Source organism: Paraburkholderia lebeckiae (assembly GCF_050436225.1).
GTDB lineage: Bacteria > Pseudomonadota > Gammaproteobacteria > Burkholderiales > Burkholderiaceae > Paraburkholderia > Paraburkholderia tuberum.
The window spans coordinates 2,681,405-2,705,281 of the sequence record NZ_JBNDLU010000001.1; the positions used below are offsets into that span (position 1 = coordinate 2,681,405).

General features: G+C 65.1%; 25 protein-coding genes. 12 read left to right on the forward strand and 13 right to left on the reverse strand.

From position 1 onward, the window contains the following. Window positions 1-136: 136 nt before the first annotated feature. Window positions 137-1,009: an AraC family transcriptional regulator gene (locus OKW45_RS12575; protein ID WP_429468498.1), complete on the reverse strand. Its 873-nt coding sequence runs from the start codon at window positions 1,007-1,009 to the stop codon at window positions 137-139. Window positions 1,010-1,161: 152 nt separating this feature from the next. Between OKW45_RS12575 and OKW45_RS12580 the strand changes: the two genes are divergently transcribed. The 3 genes from OKW45_RS12580 (at window position 1,162) to OKW45_RS12590 (ending at window position 3,120) form a co-directional block, all read left to right on the forward strand. Beyond that, entirely contained in the window at window positions 1,162-1,545 is a 384-nt protein-coding gene (locus tag OKW45_RS12580) for a hypothetical protein (RefSeq protein WP_429468500.1), read from the forward strand. A gap of 252 nt (window positions 1,546-1,797) precedes the next feature. Then, window positions 1,798-2,619 carry an outer membrane protein assembly factor BamB family protein gene (locus tag OKW45_RS12585; RefSeq protein WP_429468503.1) on the forward strand — a complete coding sequence of 274 codons (822 nt, stop codon included), beginning with the start codon at window positions 1,798-1,800 and terminating at the stop codon, window positions 2,617-2,619. A gap of 3 nt (window positions 2,620-2,622) precedes the next feature. Continuing rightward, the gene (locus OKW45_RS12590) at window positions 2,623-3,120 is read left to right on the forward strand and encodes a GNAT family N-acetyltransferase (RefSeq protein ID WP_429468506.1); all 498 of its coding nucleotides are present in this window, start codon (window positions 2,623-2,625) and stop codon (window positions 3,118-3,120) included. A gap of 6 nt (window positions 3,121-3,126) precedes the next feature. On the opposite strand, the gene OKW45_RS12595 is transcribed toward OKW45_RS12590, so the two are convergent. From OKW45_RS12595 to pdxR, 3 genes are all read right to left on the reverse strand, one after another. Continuing rightward, a complete protein-coding gene (locus OKW45_RS12595) occupies window positions 3,127-3,705 on the reverse strand; it encodes a flavin reductase family protein (RefSeq protein WP_429468508.1) in 579 nt (192 codons plus the stop codon). A gap of 184 nt (window positions 3,706-3,889) precedes the next feature. Beyond that, window positions 3,890-4,222: a hypothetical protein gene (locus tag OKW45_RS12600; protein WP_026226426.1), complete on the reverse strand. Its 333-nt coding sequence runs from the start codon at window positions 4,220-4,222 to the stop codon at window positions 3,890-3,892. A gap of 195 nt (window positions 4,223-4,417) precedes the next feature. After that, the gene (gene pdxR, locus OKW45_RS12605; protein ID WP_429468510.1) at window positions 4,418-6,010 is read right to left on the reverse strand and encodes a MocR-like pyridoxine biosynthesis transcription factor PdxR; all 1,593 of its coding nucleotides are present in this window, start codon (window positions 6,008-6,010) and stop codon (window positions 4,418-4,420) included. 136 nt (window positions 6,011-6,146) lie between these two features. Here pdxR and OKW45_RS12610 point away from each other — a divergent pair, with 136 nt between their 5' ends. From OKW45_RS12610 to OKW45_RS12640, 7 genes are all read left to right on the forward strand, one after another. Then, on the forward strand, window positions 6,147-6,881 hold the full coding sequence (locus OKW45_RS12610) for a GNAT family N-acetyltransferase (protein ID WP_429468511.1): 735 nt from the start codon (window positions 6,147-6,149) through the stop codon (window positions 6,879-6,881). 435 nt (window positions 6,882-7,316) lie between these two features. Continuing rightward, entirely contained in the window at window positions 7,317-8,888 is a 1,572-nt protein-coding gene (locus tag OKW45_RS12615) for an efflux transporter outer membrane subunit (RefSeq protein ID WP_429468513.1), read from the forward strand. Between the two features lie 53 nt (window positions 8,889-8,941). Further along, window positions 8,942-10,093 (forward strand): efflux RND transporter periplasmic adaptor subunit, encoded by a 1,152-nt coding sequence (locus tag OKW45_RS12620; protein ID WP_429468516.1) that lies wholly within the window; start codon window positions 8,942-8,944, stop codon window positions 10,091-10,093. Between the two features lie 16 nt (window positions 10,094-10,109). Then, a complete protein-coding gene (locus OKW45_RS12625) occupies window positions 10,110-13,178 on the forward strand; it encodes an efflux RND transporter permease subunit (protein WP_429468518.1) in 3,069 nt (1,022 codons plus the stop codon). 137 nt (window positions 13,179-13,315) lie between these two features. After that, window positions 13,316-14,284 carry a quinone oxidoreductase family protein gene (locus OKW45_RS12630; RefSeq protein WP_429468521.1) on the forward strand — a complete coding sequence of 323 codons (969 nt, stop codon included), beginning with the start codon at window positions 13,316-13,318 and terminating at the stop codon, window positions 14,282-14,284. Between the two features lie 124 nt (window positions 14,285-14,408). Further along, window positions 14,409-14,996, forward strand: coding sequence for a DUF4337 domain-containing protein (locus tag OKW45_RS12635; protein ID WP_018423909.1), 588 nt, complete (start codon window positions 14,409-14,411; stop codon window positions 14,994-14,996). Between the two features lie 52 nt (window positions 14,997-15,048). Beyond that, a complete protein-coding gene (locus OKW45_RS12640) occupies window positions 15,049-15,666 on the forward strand; it encodes a LysE family translocator (protein WP_018423910.1) in 618 nt (205 codons plus the stop codon). Between the two features lie 53 nt (window positions 15,667-15,719). Here OKW45_RS12640 and OKW45_RS12645 read toward each other — a convergent pair whose 3' ends face one another. The 5 genes from OKW45_RS12645 to OKW45_RS12665 all read right to left on the reverse strand — a co-directional run bounded on the left by OKW45_RS12645 (window position 15,720) and on the right by OKW45_RS12665 (window position 19,943). Then, window positions 15,720-16,994 carry an RNA polymerase sigma factor gene (locus OKW45_RS12645; protein WP_429468523.1) on the reverse strand — a complete coding sequence of 425 codons (1,275 nt, stop codon included), beginning with the start codon at window positions 16,992-16,994 and terminating at the stop codon, window positions 15,720-15,722. A 77-nt stretch (window positions 16,995-17,071) separates the two neighbouring features. Beyond that, a complete protein-coding gene (locus OKW45_RS12650; protein WP_018423912.1) occupies window positions 17,072-17,485 on the reverse strand; it encodes a YciI family protein in 414 nt (137 codons plus the stop codon). A 179-nt stretch (window positions 17,486-17,664) separates the two neighbouring features. Beyond that, window positions 17,665-18,018: a YciI family protein gene (locus OKW45_RS12655; protein ID WP_429468525.1), complete on the reverse strand. Its 354-nt coding sequence runs from the start codon at window positions 18,016-18,018 to the stop codon at window positions 17,665-17,667. A 300-nt stretch (window positions 18,019-18,318) separates the two neighbouring features. Next, window positions 18,319-18,792 carry a hypothetical protein gene (locus OKW45_RS12660; RefSeq protein ID WP_429468526.1) on the reverse strand — a complete coding sequence of 158 codons (474 nt, stop codon included), beginning with the start codon at window positions 18,790-18,792 and terminating at the stop codon, window positions 18,319-18,321. A gap of 878 nt (window positions 18,793-19,670) precedes the next feature. After that, the gene (locus tag OKW45_RS12665) at window positions 19,671-19,943 is read right to left on the reverse strand and encodes a DUF1488 family protein (protein WP_013092747.1); all 273 of its coding nucleotides are present in this window, start codon (window positions 19,941-19,943) and stop codon (window positions 19,671-19,673) included. A gap of 433 nt (window positions 19,944-20,376) precedes the next feature. Between OKW45_RS12665 and OKW45_RS12670 the strand changes: the two genes are divergently transcribed. After that, a complete protein-coding gene (locus OKW45_RS12670; RefSeq protein WP_429468529.1) occupies window positions 20,377-20,880 on the forward strand; it encodes a GNAT family N-acetyltransferase in 504 nt (167 codons plus the stop codon). A 30-nt stretch (window positions 20,881-20,910) separates the two neighbouring features. After that, a complete protein-coding gene (locus tag OKW45_RS12675) occupies window positions 20,911-21,261 on the forward strand; it encodes a DOPA 4,5-dioxygenase family protein (RefSeq protein WP_429469374.1) in 351 nt (116 codons plus the stop codon). Between the two features lie 28 nt (window positions 21,262-21,289). Here OKW45_RS12675 and OKW45_RS12680 read toward each other — a convergent pair whose 3' ends face one another. From OKW45_RS12680 to OKW45_RS12695, 4 genes are all read right to left on the reverse strand, one after another. Next, window positions 21,290-21,604, reverse strand: a complete 315-nt coding sequence (locus tag OKW45_RS12680; protein ID WP_429468531.1) for a high-potential iron-sulfur protein — start codon at window positions 21,602-21,604, stop codon at window positions 21,290-21,292. A gap of 36 nt (window positions 21,605-21,640) precedes the next feature. Further along, the gene (locus OKW45_RS12685; RefSeq protein WP_018423921.1) at window positions 21,641-22,330 is read right to left on the reverse strand and encodes a nitroreductase; all 690 of its coding nucleotides are present in this window, start codon (window positions 22,328-22,330) and stop codon (window positions 21,641-21,643) included. Window positions 22,331-22,440: 110 nt separating this feature from the next. Further along, window positions 22,441-23,163, reverse strand: coding sequence for a PepSY-associated TM helix domain-containing protein (locus OKW45_RS12690; protein ID WP_429468533.1), 723 nt, complete (start codon window positions 23,161-23,163; stop codon window positions 22,441-22,443). After that, window positions 23,160-23,843: a Fe2+-dependent dioxygenase gene (locus tag OKW45_RS12695; protein ID WP_018423923.1), complete on the reverse strand. Its 684-nt coding sequence runs from the start codon at window positions 23,841-23,843 to the stop codon at window positions 23,160-23,162. The genes OKW45_RS12690 and OKW45_RS12695 overlap by 4 nt, the downstream gene beginning before the upstream one ends. Window positions 23,844-23,877: the final 34 nt, after the last annotated feature.

The window sequence follows — 23,877 nt, forward strand, 5'->3', positions numbered from 1 at the left end:
ATGCAATTGATACCGATGCCGAAATCGAATTGGAGTTCGAACGAACCGCGGCTTCGGACATGAGCTTTCGCGAAGAATGGAAGCGAGTTGCTTCGCACTAGCAGGCATCTCACATGCTCGTCACACTCTCCCCCAATCACACCAACGGAATGTAGATATCCGTCTGCCACTGATCCAGCGGCGTCTCAGGATAGACGCTCAGGTAGTGGAAAAACAGCGGATGGTCCCGCAACTCTTCCCCACTCGAAGGCAGCCAGTCGCGATAGACCGGGTAGATCGTCTCGCCGATGTGGTCGGTCGATCCCGTGTGCCGAACCACCGCGCACCGTCCACCCGGCATCACGAGCTCGCGCACGCCATAGAGATTCGGCGCGACCGGCTCGTCGATCTCTCCGCAGATATCGAAACGGAATTCATCCGCTGGCACGGTGTCTGGATTGCCGTGCGGGACGCCGAAGGTCCGGCTCGACGCCACTGGTGATTGTCCGCTTTGAATACGCCAATCGATGAACTTGCGCGCACTCTCGTTGACGAGTCCGGGCGAACCACAATGTTCGAGCGCGGCAACGCGGGTTTCCGCAAAATCGACGATTTTCACTTGCATGGTCAGTTTCCTCGAAAGATAGGGAACAACAAAACTCGCACTCCAGAATTGCCATGCTGGATGTCGTCGAAACGCGCTCGGCGTCGTGCCGAACGCACGCTTGAACGCACGGCTGAAGGCTTCGGGACTGTCGAAGCCGGCGTCGAGCGCGGCATCGAGAACCGAGCACGACGCCTGCGACGCGAGGCGGCGGGCCGCACGACGCAAGCGCACCAACTGCACGTAGCGTGCGACGGGCACGCCGACGTACGCGACAAACTGCCGATGAAAATGGAACATCGAGAAGTTTGCGATGCGGCTTAGCGCGTCGACCGACAGATCGCCCTCGAGGTTTGCATCGATATAGGCGAGAACGGCTTCGAAGCGCTTCGTGTAGGCAGCGGTGGCGTCTGTGTGAGCTAACATGGTCTGGATCGTGCGAGTTTCGATATGGTCGCCGAGGTTGGACACATCTTACCTAGCCGGACTTGCTCGATCTTCAATTGGCTCGCTGCCGAGCCTGGAGAATTTACGTAAACTTATCTTCGTTCACCCGCGCTTCCTGAGATTGTCCGCCGATGCCCTCTTCGATCAGCAATTCGCTCCTGTGGATCTTCGACGCGTTCGAACGCGATCCGACGTATATGCGTCGGCGGATGTTTGGTAGCGACGCTGCGTATATCGATGGGCTGTTGTGCCTGGTTGCCGCCGATCGCGATAAGCCGTGGAATGGGCTGCTCGTCTGTACGTCGCGGGAACGCCATGCTGCTCTGATTACCGATATGCCTGCGTTGCGGCCTCACCCGGTGCTTGGGAAATGGCTTTACGTGCCGCAGGAGGATCCTGCGTTTGAAGACACTGTCGAGCAGGTGACGGCACTCGTGCTGGAGCGGGACCCGCGAGTGGGTGTCGAGCCTAAGCCGAAAAAGCGGCGCGGTAAGTCGGCGTTGCCGGAGGGTTGAAGCGCGGCAGTACCGTTTCGGTCTCTCTTGCTGTCCGAACGCGCGCTCATGCCGGGCAGATCATCCAATCAGCCGCGAATCGCACGACCCCGTCATACTCTCGCCGACGAACCCGGCAGGGATGTAGAAGGGCATTCGATTGAAGTGGAGTTGCCGCGCTTTCATTGGTGACTACGCGAATTGCGGTCGGGCTTAAAGACCGGAAATAAGACTCGGCTTTGGCATACGCAAGTCGATTCAACCACTTATTCAATGGTCACGCAGTCTGCCGTCATCGCGAACGGTACGGCTTTCGTAGGAACCACATCGAACGAAGAATTGATGGCCGCCTATGTCCCTCCGCCTGCCTGGCAGTGGAGTTTCGGCGGCAGCGTCGTCGCACTCGATGTCGCGACCGGCGCAATCAAATGGCAACACGTGGAATGTCGGCTGCGGCCTCAACGTACCAGGCGTCTTCACCCTTCCGCCGAACGCCAACTGTCCCAATCCGAAAGGTCAAGACTCACAGGCGGTCTGCAGTGGGGATCGGCCAACGATGGCCAGTTCATTTATGTTGCGCTATCGAATAGCAGAATGACCGGAGCGGGAACGACGCCAGGCGTATGGCAATTGGCGAACGGCGGTGGCACCAACACGTCTGGCGGTTGGGCGTCGCTCAACGCGAATTCCGGCGCAGTGACGTGGACCATGCCGGACCCCCTCGGAAGCCGCGCGGACGCAGCCGTCAGCGTCGCCAATGGCGTGGTCTTCGGATGCAATCTCGACTACACGAATGGCACGATGTACGGGCTCGATTCTTCCAACGGAAAAGTCCTGTGGTCATTCAATAGCGGGGGTGCATGCAATGCCGGGCCGGCCATTGCGGACGGCGTGGTGTTCTGGGGCTCTGGCTCGACGAGTGGACCGGGGCCGCTGAAATTGTTCGCCTTCGGTCTGTCGGAAACGCCCGAGGCCCCGTCCGTTCGCGGCGGGGCCCTTGGCTCTTTGCTACGATGTGAGTCTGTTCCGAAGCCGGCGCGTTTGGCGCGTACCGCCCGCCGGCCAGGAGTCATCACCGAACTCACCGAGCACTAGACCTTGACGATCCACATCCGCCCCGCCATCGCTTCCGACGCCCCCCTGATCCTGCGCTTCATCACCGAACTCGCGATCTACGAAAAAGCCGGGCACGAAGTCGTCGCCGGCGTCGAAGACATCGAGAAGAGCCTGTTTTCCGAGGGCGCGCCCGCGAAAGCGCTGATCTGCGAAATGAACGGCGAGCCAGTCGGTTTTTGCGTGTACTTCTTTTCGTATTCGACGTGGCTCGGCAAGCAGGGGCTTTATCTGGAAGACCTGTACGTATCGCCCGCATCGCGTGGCAGCGGCGCGGGCAAACAGATGCTGCGCCACCTCGCGCAAATCGCCTGCGAAACGGGCTGCGCCCGATTCGAATGGAGCGTGCTCGACTGGAACGAGCCGGCCATCGGCTTCTACAAGTCGATCGGCGCGAATCCGCAAAGCGAATGGGTACGTTATCGTCTCGCCGGCGACGCGCTCAAAGCATTCGCCGAAGGCGAAACCGAACGGAGCACCTAAGCCCGCTCACTGCGCGGAAGCCGCGACGGGCGCCACCTCGAATGCATCGCCCGTCGCGAAGAAGGTACCGCCGGCCACGTAATGGCATGTGCGCAGGTCGGGATCGTCGCCGAAATGCCAGCGGTTGCGCGAATACACGCGGCTATCCGCATACGCGGCGACCACCTCGCCGATGATCAGATCGTGCCGTTGGCTGTCGTCCGGAATCACCTTGCATTCCATCCAGGTGATGCAGCCGGCCAGCATCGGCACGTCGATTTTTTGCGCGCGGAAGGTCTCGAGATCGAACGCGGAGAACTTGTCGAGTTCGACGCCCGCGTGCGTGCCGACCGCGAGCGTTTGCGCGGCGAAACCGCGGCTCGGCAACTGCAGCCCGAACACGCCGCTCGCTTCGATCAAGCGACGCGTCAGCGTGCGGCTATCCACTACCACCACCTTCGGCGGATTGAAGTCGAGCGGCATCGCCCATGACGCGGCCATCACGTTAGATCGACCATCGTGTGCGCTCGTGATCAACGTGACGGGTCCGTGATTGAGCAGTTGAGTCGCGCGCGACAATTCCACGGTTTCTCGGGTGGCGTTCAAAGCATCGTGATGGCGTCGAAAGGATGACGCTGATTGTAGCGGGGCGGGAGAAATGCGGTGCGGCGTAGGGCCGAGCGATACGAGAGCGATTCGAACTACGCGCGGATGGCGGCCGGATCGAGCTGCCGGGCGGCGGCCCACAAGCCGCCGCCCGACCGGACTTCAAACGAATTTCAATGGGCCCTCAATGTGGCGCCTTGCCGTTCGGCACCGCATTGAGCGGCTTGTGCTGCTCTTCGCCGAGTCCCGGGAAGAACGCGTTCCAGGCGGCACGCACGCCTTGCGCCGCGGTGGCTTCGGCGCCGACCGACTCGGCCGCGCCGTCCGCGGCTTTCGACGGATCGGCGGACAGGCCGCGCCAGTGCGTGAATACCAGCAACGGCTTTTCGGTCCACACGCCGTCGCCAAATTTCGCAAACGCCGTGTCCCCGCTCGCCAACTGCACTTCGTACCAGCCTTCGCGTACGGGCGTATGGATGGCAAGGTCAAACCACGGGGTCGGTTCGATTTCCTTCATGTCGTCTCCGGTCGGATAGATCGTCATCGATAACCACACTGAACGCATTGTTCGTGCCCATCGGCGGCGCCGCACCCGCCGCGCGACGGGACGGGCAACCGCGGCACATGCGGGCAAACCAGCACATCGGAACCGCGAAGTCGCCGCGCATACGACACGATAGCGCGACATGGGCCAGGCGGACAAACGTAAAACTTACATGCCCGGAGTGACGGACGTACGGCGTGGCGGGGCGGGTTTTTTGCGGGACCGGACGACGGTTTTTCCGCTCCGTTTTGCCGCGCGCTTCGCAGCCGGTCGCGCCTCGCCCTCCATCTCCCGCACCACCTCCGCCAGCGCTTTCACCGCGGGCCCCAAGCGCTCCGCCTCCGTATTGCCATACCCGATCACGAGCCCGTTCGTCTGCTCCGACGCCCCGATCGAAAACCCCGACAGCGCGCGCGGACTCAATCCCAACGCCTGCGCCCGCGCCGTGATCGCGCGATCGTCGAGTGACGCCGGCAGCCGCAGCGTCAGATGCATGCCGCAATCGCCGCCAAGAATCGTCGCCGCCGGAAAATGCTCGGCCAGCGCGTCGCGCAGCGCCTGCTGCCGCTCGCGGTACAGCCGCCGCATCCGCCCGAGATGCCGCCCGAATTCGCCGCTTTCGATGAAATGCGCGAGCGCCAGTTGCTCCAGCCGATGCCCGCCGCGCAGCATCTCTTGCAGCGCAACAGCGGCGTGCGCGGCGATCGCGCGAGGCAGCACGACGAAGCCGATGCGCAGCGCCGGAAACATCGTCTTGCTGAACGAGCCGACGTACAGCACGGGCGCCTCGTCGACGAGGCCCTGCATGCTCGCGATCGGCTCGCCAGTGTGACGCACCTCGCCGTCGTAATCGTCCTCGATCAGCCACGCGCCGCAGCGCCGCGCCTCGGCAATCAGCGCAAGCCGCCGCGCCACCGCCAGCACCGCGCCGGTCGGATACTGATGCGCGGGAGACGTATAGATCAGTTTCGGCGGATGCGTGCGCCACGCGTCGGCCGGCACGGCCATGCCTTCGGCGTCGACGGGAATCGGCAGCATGCGCAAGTCGCCCGCGTTGAAAGCGGCCTTCGCGCCGCGATAGCCGGGGTCCTCGATCCATGCGATATCGCCGGGATTGGTCAGCAGTCGCACGCACAGGTTCAGCGCCTCCTGCGCGCCCTCGGTGATCACGACCTGCGAGCCATCGCAGCGCACACCGCGCGCCATCCGCAGATGCGCGGCGATCGCGTCGCGCAGCGCGGGCTCGCCGGCCGGCGTGCCGTAGCCGAGCGCGCTCGGTAATGCGCGCTCCATCGCACGTTCGAGTGCGCGCCGCCACGCGGCAAGCGGGAAACGGTCCAGCGCGGGCGTGCCGGGGGTCAGCGCGTACCCGTTGTCGGCGTGCTTGTGCGACGCCGCGAACTGCTCGACGCGCGCCGCGTATACGACCTCCGGCGCGGCCGACGCCGCCGCCCGCTCGCCGCGCGCGGCGGGGCTCGACAGCGGGCTCACGCGCGTGCCCTGGCGATCGGCGATTACGTAGCCGACCGCGGCCAGATGCTCGTAAGCGATCACGACCGTGTTGCGCGATACGCCCATTTCGGCGGCGAGCAGCCGCGACGACGGCAACAGCGACCCGGCCGGCAGACGACCGGCGAGAATCGCCTGCTGCAGACGTTCGATCAGCTGCTTTTGCAGCGGCGCGGGCCGCTTGGCCCCGCTGGCGCCGCTCGCGGCGAACGCGTCGTTCGCATGGACGAGCGGTCCGATGATTTCGATCATGGTGGCTGGACCTATCGAATAAGCGTGTCGTGGATCTTTTGAACATACCACGTTTGCCGTATCGTTCCTGCATCGACACGCATCGACACGCATCGGCATCCTCCGGCATCGCCCATTCATCGACAGGAGAACAGACATGGAACCCATACGTAACGCCTACGGGCAGCCAATCGGCGCGCCCGTGCCCGGCTGGCACGGCGCGCAGCCGCCGGGCCGCGAGCCGCTGAGCGGCCGCTATTGCCGGCTCGAAGCAGTCGACGTCGAGCGCCACGCGGCCGACCTCTTCGACGCGTACGGCTCGGCTACCGACGGCCGCGACTGGACCTATCTGGCGGTTGGCCCCTTCGACAGCCTCGCGGCCTATCGCGAGCGTCTGACGCAGATGGCGGCATCGAAAGATCCGCTGCACTACGCGGTCATCGACCTGGCGACGGGCAAGCCGGTCGGCACGCTCTCGCTGATGCGGATCGATCCGGCCAACGGCGTGATCGAAGTCGGCCACGTCACGTATTCGCCGCGGCTCAAGCGCACGCGCATCGCGACCGATGCGATGTACCTGCTGCTAGGCGAAGTGTTCGACAAGCTCGGTTATCGGCGCTTCGAATGGAAATGCGATTCGCTGAACGAGCCGTCGCGCAAGGCCGCGTTGCGCTATGGATTTACGTTCGAGGGGATCTTCCGGCAGGCGATCGTCTATCGCGAGCGCAATCGCGACACGGCGTGGTTTTCGATCATCGACAGCGAGTGGCCGGCATTGCGCTCGTGCTATGAGCGGTGGCTCGACGCGGGCAATTTCGATGCGCAAGGGCAGCAGGTCGAGCGGCTCGCCGATCTGATCGCGCAGCGCCGAGCGGCGGACGAGGCCCGGTAAAACCGGACGATCGATAACCAGGCAACAGCTCGACCAGTTCGCCACGCGCGATATATTCGCCAAACATAAAGCTCCGCCCATACGCGACACCCGCCCCCGCCAGCGCGGCGCCGACGGAGGGAAATGAGAGAGCATGGGTGAGCCCCGGAAACTGGATCACGATGGGTATCCCCAACCGGGCCAACCGCGTGCCCGAATCCGTAAAATTTTCTTGAGTGCCGCTCGGGGCGTGGCAGACAGCGGGTAGCACCGGCTGCCATCACCGCCCTCCTACGTGATCTCGTATCCACCTTCGTCCGCCAGCGAACGCGAGGTCAAGCGCGGTTCGCGCCGTGCATGGTAAATTCCAGCGTCGGCAAGACAACTCCAAGAACGTTCGGGTGCCCTGAACATCTTCGTCCGGTCCACCCGCCATTGGCGATACAAGGTAGATCGATGATCGACGTGAGTCAGCGTATTGTCTGGCGGCGCCTCTACGTTGCGCTTTGCAGCTGCGTCGCGCTGGCCGGCTGCATGGTCGGCCCCGACTACCACGCGCCGCCCGCGCCGGCCACCGACACCTTCACCACCACGCCGCTGCCGGACCAGACCGCCTCCGCGCCCGGCCCCGCAGGCCTGCCGCAGCGTTTCGCGCCGGCCCAGGACATTCCCGCCGCGTGGTGGACGCTGTTTCATTGCGAGCCGCTCGACGCGCTGATCCGCGAGGCGATCGCCAACAGTCCGAACATGGCCGCCGCGCAGGCGGCGTTGCGACAGGCTCGCGAGAATTACACCGCGCAAGCCGGCGGCACCTTGCTGCCGAGCGTCGACGCGCAACTGAGCGCCACGCGCGAAAAGATCAACGGCATCGCGTTCGGCGAGCCCGGCCTCGTCGAGGAATTCAATCTCTACAACGCGTCGGTCAACGTCTCGTACAAGCTGGACGTGTTCGGCGGCGCGCGGCGCGAACTCGAAGCGCTGCATGCGCAGATCGACTATCAGCGCTTCCAGCTGCAGGCCGCCTATCTCACGATATCGGCCAACATCGTGACCGCAGCGGTCAAGGAAGCGTCGGTGCGCGCGCAGATCGACGCGACCGAGCGGATCGCTACCGAGGAAGAGCAGCAGCTGAACGTGCTCGACCAGCAATTCTCACTCGGCGGCGTGAGCCGCACGGCCGTGCTCGCGCAGGAAACGCTGCTCGCGCAGACCCGCGCGACGCTGCCGCCGCTGCAACAGCAGCTCGATCAGGCGCGCCATCAGCTTGCGGTACTCGCCGGCAAGCTGCCGAGCGATACCTCGGTGCCCGACTTCACGCTCGACATGTTCTCGCTGCCCGACACGCTGCCCGTGAGCCTGCCGTCGTCGCTGGTGCACCAGCGCCCCGACATCCTTGCCGCCGACGCCACGCTGCATCAGGCGAGCGCGCAGGTCGGCGTCGCGACCGCGGCGATGTATCCGCAGATCACGCTGTCCGCGAGCTACGGCGCCGAGGCGTTGACGCCCGCGCAGGTGCTCAGGGCCGGCAGCACGATCTGGAGCATCGGCGCGGGCTTGCTGCAACCGGTCTTTCACGGCGGCCAGCTGAGCGCGCAGAAGCGCGCGGCCGAGGCCGCCTACGAGCAGGCCGGCGCGCAATACCGCGAGACGGTGCTGCTCGCGTTCCAGAACGTTGCGGACACGCTGCACGCGCTCGAACACGACGCAACCGGCCTCAAGGCGCAGACCGACGCGTCGCGCGCCGCGAGCGATTCGCTCGAACTGACGCGCGGACAGTATCGGGTCGGCGGCGTCAGCTACCTCGCGCTGCTCGACGCGCAACGCCAGTATCAGCAAACGGTCGTGAGTCTCGCGCAGGCGCAGGCCGCGCGTTACGCCGACACGGCGGCGCTGTTCCAGGCGCTCGGCGGCGGCTGGTGGAATGCCGCCGCGCCCGAGTCCGCGGCCGCGCCGGCCGCGGCGTCGGCGAGCGCGTCGAACACGTCGTCGCCATCAGCAACGACGGCAACCGCCGCAACGCCACATTGACCGTGCCCTGACGCAACCCCAGCCCTCGCCCCAAGCCGAGCAAGGACATCACGATGGCCGAAAGAAAACCGATGACAAAGCGGATGCTGATCATGTTGATCTGCGTCGGCCTGCTGCTCGCCGCGCTGGTCGGCTTCAACCTGTTCCGCGCGCACATGTTCGCGAAGTTCATGGCGGCCAACACCGCGCCGCCCGCCACGGTCTCGGCGGTGGTGGTCCACTATCAGTCGTGGCAGCCGCAGCTCGCGGCGGTCGGCAGCCTGCGCGCGGTGCGCGGCGTAGACGTGACGACCGAAGTCGCCGGCCTCGTGCGCGAGGTCGCGTTCGCGTCGGGGCAGGAAGCGAAAGCCGGACAGATCCTCGTGCGACTCAACGCCGACAGCGACGTCGCGCTGCTGCAATCGTTGCAGGCCGCGGCCCAACTCGCGCAGACGGTCTACGAGCGCGACCGCGCGCAGTACGACATCAAGGCGATCGCGAAGGCGCAGCTCGACGCCGATGCGGCCGACCTCAAGGGCAAGAAGGCGCAGGTCGCGCAACAGCAGGCGCTCGTCGACAAGAAGACGATTCGCGCGCCGTTCGCGGGGCGCCTCGGCATCACGACGATCAATCCGGGGCAATACCTGAATCCCGGCGATGCGATCGTCACGCTGCAAGCCATCGATCCGATCTACGCCGACTTCTCGGTACCGCAACAACAGCTCGGCCAGCTCGCGATCGGCGCGACCGTCAGCGTCGATACCAACGCGTACAGCGGGAAAACGTTCACCGGCAAGATCCAGTCGATGAGCCCGAAAATCGACAGCGCGACGCGCAACGTACAGATCGAAGCGAGCGTCGACAATCGCGAGCGCAAGCTGCTGCCCGGCATGTACGCGAACGTGAAGATCGACTCCGGCGCCGAACAGCGCTACCTGACGCTGCCGCAAACGGCGATCACCTACAACCCGTATGGCGCGACCGTATTCATCGTGAAGCCCGGCACGCAGCCCAACGCGCAGGGCAAGACGCTGCCCGTCGCGCAGCAGGTGTTCGTAACGCCGGGGCCGACGCGCGGCGACCAGGTGGCGATTCTGAAGGGCATCGACGACGGCACGCAGGTCGTGACGAGCGGCCAGATCAAGCTCAAGAACGGCACGCCGCTGATCATCGACAACCGCGTGCAGCCGTCGGACAGTCCGAATCCGACGCCGCAGGAACAATAAGTGAGGCCGCCCGATCATGTTCACGGACATCTTCATCCGCCGGCCGGTACTCGCTTCGGTCGTCAGCCTGCTGATCCTCGTGCTCGGGCTGCGCGCGCTCGCGGTGCTCAAGGTCAGCCAGTATCCGCAAACCGAAAACGCGGTCGTCACGATCATGACGGCCTACTACGGCGCGAACTCGGACACCATCGCCGGCTTCATCACGCAGCCGCTGGAAGCGGCGATCGCGCAGGCGCAGGGCATCGACTACATGTCATCGACGAGCATCACGGGCGTGTCGACGATCATCGCGACGCTGCGTCTGAACTACGATGCGAACCGCGCGCTGACGGAGATCAACACGCAGATCGGCTCGGTGCGCAACCAGTTGCCGCCGCAGGCGCAGCAGCCGGTGCTGACGGTGCAGACCGGGCAGACCACCGACGCGATGTACATGGGCTTCTACAGCAGCGTGCTGCCGAGCAACAACGTCACCGACTACCTGCTGCGCGTGGTCAAGCCGAAGCTCGATTCGATCCAGGGCGTGCAGACCGCCGAAGTGCTCGGCGGCCGGCAGTTCGCCATGCGCGCGTGGCTCGATTCGGCGCGGCTCGCCGCGCACGGCGTGAGCGCGAGTGACGTGTACACCGCGCTCGGCAACAACAACTATCTCGCGACGCTCGGCACGACGAAGGGGCAAATGGTCAGCGTCGACCTGGAAGCGGGCACGGACCTGCACACCGTCGACGACTTCAAGCAGCTCGTCGTCAAGCAGAAGAGCGGCTCGCTCGTGCGTCTCGAGGATGTCGCGAACGTCGTGCTCGGCGCCGACAGCTACGACTTCAACGTCGCGTTCAGCGGCAAGCGTTCGGTGTTCATCGGCATCAAGGTCGCGCCGGACGCGAACATTCTCGACGTTGCCAAGCGCGTGAAAACCGTGTTTCCCGATCTGCAGAAGCAGTTTCCGACCGGCATGACGGGCGACATCGTTTATGACGCGACCGACTTCGTCAACACCGCGATCAGGGAAGTGATCAAAACGCTCGTCGAAGCGCTCGTGATCGTCACCGTCGTGATCTTCCTGTTTCTCGGCAGCTTCCGCGCGGTGATCGTGCCGTTGATCGCGATGCCGCTGTCGCTGATCGGCACGTTCTTCGTGATGCAGGTGCTCGGCTATTCGATCAATCTGCTCACGCTGCTGGCACTCGTGCTCGCGATCGGGCTCGTCGTGGACGACGCGATCATCGTCGTCGAGAACGTCGATCGGCACATGAAGCACGAAGGCAGAACACCGTTCGACGCCGCGCTGATCGCCGCTCGCGAGCTGGGCGGCCCGATCGTCGCGATGACCGTCGTGCTGATCGCCGTGTACGCGCCGATCGGCTTCCAGGGCGGGCTGACGGGCGCGCTCTTCACCGAATTCGCGTTCACGCTCGCGGGCGCGGTGACGGTGTCGGGCGTGATCGCACTCACGTTATCGCCGATGATGTGCTCGCGCTTCTTCCGCGCCGAGCAGGAGTCGGGGCGCTTCGCGCGTTTCGTCGACCGCCAGTTCGAGCGCGTGCATCGCGGCTACGGCCGGCTGTTGCATGCGACGCTCGATACCTGGCCCGTGTTCGTGATCATGGGCGCGCTGCTGCTGTGCGGCACCGTGTACCTGTTCATGACCTCGAAGTCGGAACTCGCGCCGCAGGAAGACCAGGGCGTCGTGCTTTCGCAGATCGTCGGGCCGCCGAACGCGACGATCCAGCAGATGCAGACCTATGCGGACCAGGTGTTCGATGCGTCGAAGACGCTGCCCGAATACTCGCAGATGTTCCAGCTAACGGGCTCGCCGACCATCAATCATGGTATCGGCGGCGTGCTGTTCAAGACCTGGGATCAGCGCGGCAAGAACGCGACCGTTCTGCAGCAGGAGTTGCAGCAGAAGTGGAATCAGATCGCGGGCGCGCGCGTCGCGGCGTTCCAGTTTCCGCCGCTGCCGGGCGCGCAGGGCTTGCCGGTGCAGTTCGTGATCAGCACGACCGAGCCGTTCGAAAACCTCAACGAGGTGTCGCAAGCAGTGCTGGAAAAAGCGCGCGGGAGCGGCATGTTCTTCTTCGTCGATAGCGACCTGAAAATCGACAAGCCGGAAGTGACGCTCGTCGTCGATCGCGACAAGGTGGCCTCGCTCGGGCTGTCGCAAAGCGACGTCGGACAGGCGCTCGGTTCGGCGCTGGGTGGCGGCTACGTCAACTACTTCTCGATCGCGGGACGCTCGTACAAGGTGATTCCGCAGGTGCTGCAAACCGACCGGCTCAATCCGTCGCAGGTGCTCGACTACTATCTGCGCACGCCGGACGGCAGCGTGATTCCGGCGTCGACGATCGCGCATCTGCGGCACAGCGTCGTGCCAGAATCGATCAACCACTTCCAGCAGTTGAACTCGGCGACGATCTCCGGCGTCATCGTGCCGGGCGTCTCGCAAGGCCAGGTGCTCGATTTTCTGCGCCAGGCGACCGCGCAGGTCGCGCCCGCCGGCTATTCGGTCGATTACTCGGGAGAGTCGCGCCAGTTCGTGCAGGAGTCGGGCGGCTTCGTCATCACGCTGCTCCTCGCGACGATCATCGTGTTCCTCGCGCTCGCCGCGCAATTCGAGAGCTTCCGCGATCCGATCGTGATCCTGATCTCGGTGCCGATGGCGCTGTTCGGCGCGCTGATCTTCATCAACATCGGCCTGACGACGCTGAACATCTACACGCAGGTCGGCCTCGTCACGCTGATGGGACTCGTCAGCAAGCACGGCATTCTGATCGTGCAGTTCGCCAACGAACTGCAGCGCGCGGGTCGCGCGAAGCGCGAAGCGGTCGAGGAAGCGGCGGGCGTGCGGCTGCGCCCGATCCTGATGACGACCGCGGCGATGGTGCTCGGTGTGGTGCCGCTCGTGATCGCGTCGGGCGCGGGCGCGGCGGGCCGCAACGCAATGGGGCTCGTGATCTTCACCGGGATGTCGATCGGCACGCTGTTCACGTTGTTCGTCGTGCCGGCGATGTACATGTTTCTGGCCGCCGAACATGAGCGGCATGCTCGGGCGCCGAAGGCCGACGAGGCGGGTCAGGCGGGTTAGAGCCTGGGTGGTCGCGTACCCGGCGCGCGGGTTGTTCGAAATCTGAAAGCCGTTGTCCTGATGACTTTGCTCGCGTCACTTAGACGACGGTGCATTCGCTGCGCAACGCGGCGCAAGACCAACCGGAGCCACGCACGATGAAAGCGATTCAGTTCAAATCTTTTGGCAACCCCGAAGTGCTCGAATACGTCGATCTGCCGACGCCGCAGGCCGACGCGGAGCATGCGGTCGTGCGGGTCATGGCGGCCTCGGTCAATCCGAGCGACGTGAAGAACGTGTCGGGCCATTTCGAACATACGGTGCTGCCGCGCACGCCGGGGCGCGACTTCAGCGGCGTGGTGGTGGACGGCCCGGCCGCGTGGCTCGACGCCGAGGTGTGGGGGACCGGCGGCGACATCGGCTTCACGCGCGACGGCACGCACGCCGAGTACCTCAGCATTCCGGTCGCGGCGCTGTCGCGCAAGCCCGTGGCGTTGAGCCACGTCGAGGCGGCGGCCATCGGCGTGAACTTCGTGGTCGCGTGGCTCGGCACCGTCGAATACGCAAAGTTGCAGGCCGGCGAGACCATTGCCGTGCTTGGCGCGGGCGGCGGTGTCGGTGGCGCGGTCGTGCAGATCGCGAAAGCACGCGGCGCGCGCGTGATCGCCGTCGACCGCCGGCCGCTCGATCCCGCCACGCCCGCGGGCCGCCTGATCGATGCCTTCGTGGCGTTCGACGAACACGCGGCCGCACGCGTGAGCGAGCTGACCGGCGGCGCGGGCGCGGAAGTCGTGTACGACACGGTAGGCGGTGTCGCGTTCGAGACCGCGCTGAGTCTCGCGAAGCGGCGCGGCCGCGTGCTCGAAATCAGCGGGACCGGCAAGCGCCGCGTCGAGTTCGATCTGGTCGACTTCTATCACAACGAGACGCAATTGCTCGGCGTCGACAGCGCGAAGCTCGGCGTCGCGGAATCGGCGCCGCTGATGACGGCGCTCGTCGAGGGCTTCGACAACGGCAAGCTGAGCGGCCCGGCGATCGCGCAGGAATTCCCGCTCGCCCGCGCGCGCGAAGCCTACGAGGCGGTCGCCGCTGGCACGCGCGGGCGCGTCGTGATTCGCATGCAATAACCGTCCCTCTGGCACAGTGCGTTGAAGCTGCGGCCTCCGGGCGTCCGCGACACGCTAAGATTGAGGCCGCCGGGCGCCCGCGCCGTCCGGCGAGAACGACAAAAGCATTGCCTCGGAGAATCTGATGTCTGAAGAATATGAAGTACACGGTCCGCACGACCATGCCGTCGAACACGCCGGCCACGCCGCGCATCACGACGCCGATCCGTTCGCGAGCCGCATGGCCGTGATGACCGCGATCCTCGCGACGATCGGCGCGCTGTGCGCGTACCAGAGCGGCAACGCCGAAAACCTCGCGCTGTTCTTTAAGAACGAAGCCGCGATCAAGAAGACCGAAGCGTCGAACCAGTGGAACTACTACCAGGCGAAGGGCGAAAAGGAAAACCTCGCGGAACTCGGCGCGGCGCTGTCGGCGCCCAATAGCGACGCGCACGCGAAGTTCGTCGCCGACGTCGAGAAATACAAGCAGCAGAAGGAGCCGATCCGCGCGAACGCGGAAGCGATCGAAAAACAGGTCGTCGCCGCCGATACGCGCAGCGAAACGCTGTTGCACGGCCATCATCGCTGGGCTCAGGCGACGCTTCTGATTCAGGTCGCGATTGCGCTGTGCGCGATCACGCTGCTCACGCGCAAGAACTGGCTGCGCAATCTGTCGTACCTAGTCGCGGGAGTGGGCGTGTTGACCGCGAGCGCTGCGTTTTTCGGGCTATGAGCGGGATGCTCGCGTTACTTTTCACCCAGAGCTTTGCAATCGGGAGCGTGTCGTGATCGATGGGTCCGCCGTGGTCGGCGTGTTTTCCGTGTATATCGCGGGCGTGGTGAGTCCGGGCCCGAACTTCGTCGCGGTCGCGCACAAGGCCGCTTCGGCGACGCGCATCGAAGCGCTCGCGATGGTCGCCGGCATCGTGCTCGTCAATCTGTTCTGGGCCAGCTGCGCGATTCTTGGCGTCGGCATCGTGTTCGCCGCGTTCCCGTGGCTCGCGCTCGTGGTCAGGATCGTGGGCGCGTGTTACCTGCTGTGGTTCGGCGGGCGGCTGATCTTCAATGCCTCGGCGGCGCGGCAAGCGGTGCTCGTCAAGGCACCGGCGGGCGGCTTCAGGCAGGCGTTCGCGCAGGGCTTCGCGACCAACATCGCGAATCCGAAGTCGATGGCGTTTTTTGCCGCGGTGTTTTCGTCGGCGGCGCCAGCGCATGTGAGCACCGGCACGTTCGCCGCGATGCTCGGCATGGTGTTCGTCGTCGCGAGCGGCTGGTATGGGTTCGTCGCGCTGGCGCTGTCGCATCAGCGCATCGCGTCGGCTTATCGGCGCGGCAAGATGTGGGTGGATCGTGTGTGCGGCGGCTTGATCGTTGCGTTGGGGGTGCGGCAGCTGATTCGTTGAGGCGGCACTGACGTGTGCGTGAGCACCAATGTGCCAGCACAAATGTGCCAGCCTCAATCCGCGAGCCCGCGCGCACGCTCCAGCAACAACTCGCGCTCGCGCGTATTGCGCGTCATCGCCGCGGCGCGCTCGAACTCCACGCGGGCTTCATCGACGCGTCCAAGCTTGACCAGCAGATCGCCGCGCACGCTCGGTAGCCAGTGATAATTCGCGAGCGCCGAACCGGCGGCGAGCGCATCGACGATCTCGAGCCCAGCCGCCGGCCCGAACGCCATCCCCACCGCGACCGCGCGATTCAACTCCACTACCGGCGACGGCGCGACCTGCGCCAACGCATCGTACAGCGCGACGATCTGCGCCCAGTCGGTGTCCTTGGCGCGGCGGGCCCGCGCATGGCACGCGGCGAGCGCCGCCTGCAACGCATACGGCCCGCTCGCGCCGCCGAGCGCATGCGCGTTGTCCAGCGCCGCGAGGCCGCGGCGAATCAGCAGCGGGTCCCAGCGGCTGCGATCCTGATCGAGCAGCAGTACCGGACGCCCCTGGGCGTCGGTGCGCGCGTGCGTGCGCGACGCCTGAATCTCCATCAGCGCAACGAGACCGTGGACTTCGCTCTCGTCGGCTACGAGTCCGCTCAACACGCGCCCAAGCCGCAACGCCTCCTCGCATAGCGTCGGGCGCATCCAGTCGTCGCCGGCCGTGGCCGAATAGCCTTCGTTGAAAATCAGGTAGATCACCTGCAGCACCGACGCGAGCCGCGCCGCGCGCGCGTCCGCCTGCGGCACCTCGAACGGCACGCGCGCCGCCGACAGCGTGCGTTTCGCGCGCACGATCCGCTGCGCGATGGTCGGCTCCGGCACGAGAAACGCGCGCGCGATTTCGTCGGTGGTGAGGCCGCCGAGCAGGCGCAGCGTCAGCGCGACGCGCGCATCGGTCGATAGCACCGGATGGCACGCGGTGAAGATGAGCCGCAGCAGATCGTCGCCGATGTCGTCGGCGCGCGCGGCGTCGAGCGAATCGACGAAATCGGGCACCACGTGCGCTTCGATCGCGTCGAGATCGTGGCCGAACTCCTCGCGCTTGCGCGCATGCAGCGCCTCCTGGCGCAGGCGATCGAGCGCGCGGTTCTTCGCGGCCGTCATCAGCCACGCTCCGGGGTTGTCGGGCACGCCCGCGTCCGGCCAATGCTCGAGCGCGGCCACCAGCGCGTCCTGCGCGAGTTCCTCGGCGAGTCCCACGTCGCGCACGATCCGCGCGACGTGAGCGATGACCTTCGCGGATTCGATCCGCCAGACAGCGTCGATCGCACGATGGGTGGCCTGTATCGTCACGGTGTCAGCCTTCACCTGCTGCCGGCGGTTGCGCGTTCAGGACCATGTACGCGGGCTCCCAGACGTAGTCCATCAAATCAGCGGCGATCTTCTTCGAGCTTGTGAAAGCGCTCGACTTCCGGCCCCGGCTCGAAGTCGTCGAGTTCGAACAGCTGCCGCACTTCGATTTCGCCATCGGCGTGCTCACCGAACGGCGCCGGAAAACGCCGCGCCCATTCCATCGCCTCGTCGCGCGAGCGCACCTGGATCAACGTGTAGCCCGCGATTAGCTCCTTGGTCTCCACGAACGGCCCGTCCACGATGCTCCGTTTGCCGCCGCTATAGCGCACGCGCCAGCCTTTCGAGCTCGGCTGCAGGCCCGTCGCGTCGAGCAGCACGCCGGCCTTCGCGAGTTCTTCGTGGTAGGCGCCCATGGCCGCGATCAGCGACGGTTCGGGCATCTCGCCGGCTTCGCTCGCGGCCGTGGCTTTGACGATGATCATGAATCGCATGTCGTTGCTCCTTGTTGTTAGTGGTTGGTCGTGAGTGGATTCTTGTGAATCGCCTGGTGGGGTCGCGCCGGCTCGCCCCTTACTCACACGACGTGCGATGCACGGTCGGATCGACACGCGCGACGGTCCCCACATCCCAGGGAAAACACCGAAACTGGTGAAGTGGGAGTCACGCGTGCCTAGATGAAGCACGGTCCGAGCTTGCGCACCTCGACCGTGCACCACGACGCCGCCGGGCAGGTTTGCGCGATCGCCACGGCCTCTTCACGGCTGTCGCAGTTCAACAGAAAGAAGCCGCCGATCATCTCCTTCGCCTCGGCGAACGGCCCGTCGACGAGCTTCGATTGGCCATGGCGGACCTGCACGCGCACGGCGTCCTTCTGCGAAGTCAGTGACTCGACCGCGAGCAGCTTGCCGCGCGCTTTCAGGTTCTCGGAGAAGCGCACCATCTGGTCGTAGAGGTCGCGGCCCGCAACTTCGCCGCGCTCCTCGCGTTGGTCCGTGGGTTCGACGATCAGCAGCATGTAGGACATGATGTCTCCGATAGGGCTCGGTTGTGGTTGTATGCGCGGGTCGGCATCGCAACGACGCCAGCGACGCCTGGTCTCGGCGGTATGCAGGGGTACGCAAGCAGGTAGGCGGCAAGCAGCCGCAGCCAGTCTAGCAAGCGGGAATCGCAGCGGCAAACGCGCCCGGCGAGACTTCTACGGACACTCGTTACAAGCCGCGCCACGCGCATCGGCCGGCCTCGGCCGGGCTCGCCGATAGCGCATTGAGCGCATCGCCGGTGACCCGCGACGCTTTCGAAATGCGCGCCGCCAGATGCGTGCCGCTTAAACCGCCGCTTCCGCCAGCGCCCGCAGTCGCGCGGAACGCATCAAACCTTCGATCATTTTCGCTTCCGCGCTCGCCAGCTCGCTTAGCGACGCCGCCGACAACTGTCTGTCGAAAATCGCTAGCGCCGCGCGCAGACGTGCGTAGTCGTCGTCTTCGAGCGACCAGCGGCCGGTCTGGCGCTCGCGCACATCGAGCCGCACCATCGCCGCATGCGCGCTTTCGATGTCGGCGCGCGCGTCGGCGCCCAGTCCGGCATGCACAAGTTCCTGCGACACCAGCAAATGCCGGCTCAGCGTCGCGTGCAGAATGCGCGCGCCGTGGCCGCGGCGGAATGCATCGAGCGCGGCGTAGGCCTGCAACAGCATGGTCTGCGTGACCGGCGCGTGCGCGGTGCGGCTCTGGGTCAGAGAACGCAACAATGGAGACATGGCCGTGCGGCCGGGCTTGCGAACTCGCGACTTGCTGGACATCGATTCAACCTCCTTCTTTCGGCGGCGCACCCGGACTTCGGCACGCGACGGCGGCAAACGCCGCGCTCAAACGTCCGACGTATTTCGCGCCCGACAGTTCACCCATGCGCACGCCATGCGACGCGCGCGTTCTTCGAACGTATCGAAGAACGCAATGTCCGCATATCGGTTCGACGCCGCCAGAAACAAGAAGCCCGCTTCGTCGAGATAAAAAAAAGCCCTGTTCCGCGAGGAACAGGGCTGACAGGATGGAACGGCCGAGCAGGCGCGTGGATGCCTGCCAACCTATAACCACCTAACCTGCAAAGCTATTGCTTACGTGTACTGCACCGGCAATTTCTACCGCTCGACAGCAAGCTTCAACTGCCGATCCAAACTACCACTTCAATTGCGACTGCATGTGGGCCGGTCCTCGCTATCTGCTACTTCTGGCCGCTACCCCTGTTGCTTTGCGCTCGGTGCTCGATGCATTGCGCGCTTGTATTGCGTCAACTGCGGACTGCCAACTGCCAGATACGCACTGCGAACTGCAGACTACTTATCAACGGTACGGTTCAAATCCGACACGAGGGGAAGATCGCATCGATGGAGGCCGGTGATTCCTCGCTCCATGGGAAAAGAGTGTATGCGCGCACGCGCGAAAGCAATTGAGCGAAACGAAGCGCTTTGGCGGGTTAATTTGGCGAATCGATGTAACAGCGGGCCTACGGAGCGCTCGATGTGAAATCAGCGATTGCACCGAAACGGTGCTGCAAAAGCCTGAGAGAAAAACGCGAAGTGCGAAGTCGGCCGCGTTCAGGCCGAGCGGAGCCGGTGCCGTCGCGCCCGCGTCATCGCATGTGCAGCTTCGAGCGATGACGCGCGCCACGCCACGCACATCAACCTCGTGTGGAGAAATCGTCGATCGTCAGCAAGACCTTCTCACCGGGACGCGCGAGCATTTTTCGTTCGGCGATCGCCGTAATACGTTTGCGCCCATCCGCGAACGTCTTCAGAACGCGCGCCTCACCCGCACCGCGTTGCAGCCAGAAGTGCTGCTCGAGCGCCTCGCGCGTGACCGCGCATTCAAGGTCTCGTCCCCGCGACGAAAGCTGGAAAATCACCGCGCGCCCATCTGCCGAGACGCTGGGTACCGCCTCGATCATCGTCATAGCCCACCTCGCAACGTTGATTACGACGTTCGCCGCATAACGCGAACGTCCCCGGATAATCATCTGGACGCTCGCCGCAGCGGGTGACGCGGGAAGCGGACGTTCGCGCGCCAATCGTCGGAGGCCTCGTCTTGTCTGTTCATACGGTGGTGCGGATAGCGCGGCCGCGATGGGTCGACGACCGTGCCCGCGAAAAAGCGAATCAACCTGGAGCAAAGCGCATGCCACCCAACGCAGCAAGCGGCGCAGCGCACGTCGGCACGAGCCGGCATGCAGCCGCGCGCACCGACCCGCCGCATCGAGCGTTCGCCTGCATCGCAAGGCGAGAAGACTGCAACATAGCCGCGTGGTAAAAAAGCGCAGCCGGCGCGACAATCGACGACAATTCTTACTCGCGCTTCGCACGATCATCGCGCGCCACCACCTTGCCGACATGTCCGCCCAACCGCCCGACCAACGATCCGGGTTGACCTTGCGCCCCGCGCAACCCGACGACGAAGCCTTCCTGCTCGAACTGCGCAAGACGACGATGACCGAACACCTGGCGCGCGCCGGCGAGCCGACCGACGACGACGCCCATCGCGCGCGCCTGTTGCATCGCTACGACGCGGCGCAGGTGGTCTGCATCGACGGCGCGCCTGCGGGCTTGTTGAAGGCGCATCGCAACGACGTCGAATGGTTTGTCGTGCAGTTGCAGATCACGCCGGCGCTGCAGGGTCGCGGAATCGGCGAGCAAGCGCTGCGCACGATCCTGCGCGCCGCCGCGGCCGAAGCGTTGCCGGTCAGCTTGCAGGTGCTCAAGGGCAATCCCGCCAAACGGCTGTACGATCGTCTTGGCTTCGAGATCGTCGGCGAGGATCGGACACAGTTTCACATGCGCCTTGCAGCGCGCGCGCCGGCGGAAAGCGAAGCAGAACGAATGTCGGATAAAGACTGATACGGAACGAGCCTGGCAATGAACTCTGATATGACTTTTCGCGCTGCTTCAGCGATACAAAGCTGGCACGCGCACATCTACTTCGACCCGGCGAGCCGCGCTGCCGCCTGGGCGTTTCGCGAGCAGATCGACGCGCATTGGGGCGACAAACTGCAGATCGGGCGCTTCCACGAGCGGCCGGTCGGGCCGCATCCGATGTGGTCGTATCAGCTCGCCTTCGCGCACACGCAGTTCGCCGACGTGGTCGGCTGGCTCACGCTCAATCACGGCGCGCTCGATGTCTTTCTGCATCCGAACACCGGCGACGCGCTGCGCGATCATCGCGACGCCGCCGTGTGGATCGGACACTCGCACGAACTCGTGCTGAAGGCGCTGCTATAGCAGCGCTGCGAACGCTACGGCGGCGTGCTCACATATTCGTGTACGCGCTGCACCAGCCGCGCGACGCGACCTTTTTAGTGCCGAACAGCGTGCAGCCGCCGTATGCGTCCGATGCCTTGCCCTGGAACAGCGAGCAGTTCGCGCACGATTGCCCGGCCGCGAAGTTCGGAAATCTGGCCTTGTCGACCTTCGACGCATCTTCGGTATAGCCGACCGCCTGCGCCTGCGGATCGCTCTCGCTGAGCGCATTGGGAACGGTCGCGGCAAACGCGACCCGAGACAGCGCGAGCGACGAGCCGACGCCCGCGCTGACCAACAGGAAATGGCGCCGCGTAGTTTTCATTTTCGTTTGCCTCTGGGTGGGGACTGAGGGCTGCGTTCAATCGAGAAAGCGCGCGAAGCGCTCGACCGGTTCGCGCTCGGGGCGCAGCGTATTGACCGGCGCGTTGGGGTCGGCGAAGCCGAGCGACATGCCGCACACGAACTGCTCGTTCTCGGGCAGGCCGAGATGTCCGGCAATCAGCCGATGAAACTGCATGAACGCGGCCTGCGGACAGGTGTCGAGACCGCGTCCGCGCGCGGCCGTCATGATCGCCTGCAGGAACATGCCGTAGTCGAGCCAGCTGCCGCGCTCGAGGCTGCGATCGATCGTGAACAGCAGGCCGACGGGTGCGTCGAAGAAACGGAAGTTGCGCGAGTGCTGTTCGTGCATGCGCGCCTTGTCGCCCTTCTCGATGCCGAGCAGGCTATACATGTCCCAGCCGATCTTGCGACGCCGGTCGATGAACGGCGACTGCCACTGGCGCGGATAGTACGCGTACTCCTCCTGGTACAGTTCGTCGCGCTGCGGATCGTCGTAGGCCGCGAGCAGATCGCGCGACAGACGCGCGAGCGATTCGCCCGTCAGCACGTACACCTTCCACGGCTGCGTGTTGGTGCCCGACGGTGCGTGGCTGGCGGCTTCGAGAATCGCTTCGATGTCGGCGCGCTGCACCGGTGTCGGCAGAAAGGCGCGCACCGAGCGCCGCGTGGTCAGCGCGGTGTCGACGGGGTTCGCGGGAGAGGTCATCGGCGGATGGCGGCAGAGCCTGCGAAGTAGGTCTGCGACGATTCTAGCGCGTACCGCTCAAAGCCTGCCCGCCAGCGCGCAGGCGTCGCCCGAAGCGTTGCGCTCCGCCCTTACATCGTCCCCAACATCGCTGCCGCCGCAATCGATCCGACCACGAGCGCGAGCCCCACCGTCTTGCGCCTGTTCAACTCGGTCCACAACAGCACGCCCGTCAACGACAGCAGGATCAGGCTGCCCGCGAGCGTATCGATCAGCAGCACCCAACCGACGCTCAAGCCCACACCCTTGTGCATGTTCGTCAGCATCGCGAGAAAGGTGTTCGCGCTGCGCTTGACCGTCACGGTGTGGTTGCCGACCCAGTATTCGGCCGAGGTGTTTTCCTTCGGCGACCCGAAACTAAGTTGCCAGTGCTCGGGCTGCACGACGCTGCGATCGCCCCACGCCACCGGATGCTCGGTTTCCTTCTGCACGCGCCCCGGCTTGCCGGCGATCTTCAGCTCCTGCTTGAGCCACTTCGCGAGCTCGCGCGGCGTTTGCGGCGCCGGTTGCGGCAGCGGCACCTGCATCACCGAGACCTGCGGCTCGCCGGTCGAGACGCGCAGCGGGCCGCCGCGATGATTCAGAAAGAAGCCCGTCGTGCCGAACAGCAGACCGAGCGCCGCGCCCCACAATCCGACCCAGCCATGCACCTTGCGCAGCCACTTGATGAAGGTCGCGCGACGCGAGCGCTGCTGGCGCGATTTCAGTTCATCGCCATCGAGCCGCCGCGGCTCCTGCGCGTCATGTTCGCCGGTCGCGGGCGGTTGAATGTCGAGGGTGTCCGATACGCTCACGTTTCACTCCAGGTGCGCAGCAGATTGTGATAACAACCGACGAGGCTGCGTCGCGCGGCTTCGTCGGCATGGGTGGCATTGAGCCGTTGAATCGCGGTGTCCATGTCGAACAGCAGCGCGCGATGCGTGTCGCTGCGCACGAGGCTCTGCACCCAGAAGAAGCTCGCCACCCGCGCGCCGCGCGTGACTGGCGTCACCTGGTGCAGACTCGTCGCCGGATAGACGATCATGTCGCCGGCCGGCAGTTTCACCTGCTGCACGCCGTAGGTGTCCTCGATCACGAGTTCGCCGCCGTCGTATTCGTCGGGCGCGCTGAGAAATAGCGTCACCGACACGTCGGTGCGCAGCTTCACGCCGTTCGGCAGCACGCGCACCGCGCCATCGACGTGGCTGCCGAACTGCATGCCGCCCTCGTAGCGGTTGAAGAGCGGCGGATAGACCTGGTTGGGCAGCACCGCGCTGATGAACAGCGGATTGCGTTCGATCGCCGCGAGGATCACATCGCCGAGTTCGCGCGCGAGCGTCGAGTGCTCGGCAATCTGCTGATTGCGCTTGACCGGCGCGCCCTGATAGCCCGCGGTCGCGCGGCCATCGACCCACGCATCGCCGCCTCGATCGAGCCGCTCGCGCATGAAGCGCAATTGCCCGGCGTCCAGTACCTTCGGAATGTGCAGCAACATGATGTGTCCTTCGCGTCGGCTTGCCGTTCGCAAC

Bases quoted from the DNA above. Each gene is read 5' to 3' on its own strand.
- OKW45_RS12575 (WP_429468498.1), bottom strand. From the start codon at position 1,009: ATGTTAGCTCACACAGACGCCACCGCTGCCTACACGAAGCGCTTCGAA.
- OKW45_RS12580 (WP_429468500.1), top strand. From the start codon at position 1,162: ATGCCCTCTTCGATCAGCAATTCGCTCCTGTGGATCTTCGACGCGTTC.
- OKW45_RS12585 (WP_429468503.1), top strand. From the start codon at position 1,798: ATGGTCACGCAGTCTGCCGTCATCGCGAACGGTACGGCTTTCGTAGGA.
- OKW45_RS12600 (WP_026226426.1), bottom strand. From the start codon at position 4,222: ATGAAGGAAATCGAACCGACCCCGTGGTTTGACCTTGCCATCCATACG.
- pdxR (WP_429468510.1), bottom strand. From the start codon at position 6,010: ATGATCGAAATCATCGGACCGCTCGTCCATGCGAACGACGCGTTCGCC.
- OKW45_RS12610 (WP_429468511.1), top strand. From the start codon at position 6,147: ATGGAACCCATACGTAACGCCTACGGGCAGCCAATCGGCGCGCCCGTG.
- OKW45_RS12615 (WP_429468513.1), top strand. From the start codon at position 7,317: ATGATCGACGTGAGTCAGCGTATTGTCTGGCGGCGCCTCTACGTTGCG.
- OKW45_RS12620 (WP_429468516.1), top strand. From the start codon at position 8,942: ATGGCCGAAAGAAAACCGATGACAAAGCGGATGCTGATCATGTTGATC.
- OKW45_RS12625 (WP_429468518.1), top strand. From the start codon at position 10,110: ATGTTCACGGACATCTTCATCCGCCGGCCGGTACTCGCTTCGGTCGTC.
- OKW45_RS12630 (WP_429468521.1), top strand. From the start codon at position 13,316: ATGAAAGCGATTCAGTTCAAATCTTTTGGCAACCCCGAAGTGCTCGAA.
- OKW45_RS12635 (WP_018423909.1), top strand. From the start codon at position 14,409: ATGTCTGAAGAATATGAAGTACACGGTCCGCACGACCATGCCGTCGAA.
- OKW45_RS12650 (WP_018423912.1), bottom strand. From the start codon at position 17,485: ATGCGATTCATGATCATCGTCAAAGCCACGGCCGCGAGCGAAGCCGGC.
- OKW45_RS12655 (WP_429468525.1), bottom strand. From the start codon at position 18,018: ATGTCCTACATGCTGCTGATCGTCGAACCCACGGACCAACGCGAGGAG.
- OKW45_RS12660 (WP_429468526.1), bottom strand. From the start codon at position 18,792: ATGTCCAGCAAGTCGCGAGTTCGCAAGCCCGGCCGCACGGCCATGTCT.
- OKW45_RS12665 (WP_013092747.1), bottom strand. From the start codon at position 19,943: ATGACGATGATCGAGGCGGTACCCAGCGTCTCGGCAGATGGGCGCGCG.
- OKW45_RS12670 (WP_429468529.1), top strand. From the start codon at position 20,377: ATGTCCGCCCAACCGCCCGACCAACGATCCGGGTTGACCTTGCGCCCC.
- OKW45_RS12675 (WP_429469374.1), top strand. From the start codon at position 20,911: ATGACTTTTCGCGCTGCTTCAGCGATACAAAGCTGGCACGCGCACATC.
- OKW45_RS12680 (WP_429468531.1), bottom strand. From the start codon at position 21,604: ATGAAAACTACGCGGCGCCATTTCCTGTTGGTCAGCGCGGGCGTCGGC.
- OKW45_RS12685 (WP_018423921.1), bottom strand. From the start codon at position 22,330: ATGACCTCTCCCGCGAACCCCGTCGACACCGCGCTGACCACGCGGCGC.
- OKW45_RS12695 (WP_018423923.1), bottom strand. From the start codon at position 23,843: ATGTTGCTGCACATTCCGAAGGTACTGGACGCCGGGCAATTGCGCTTC.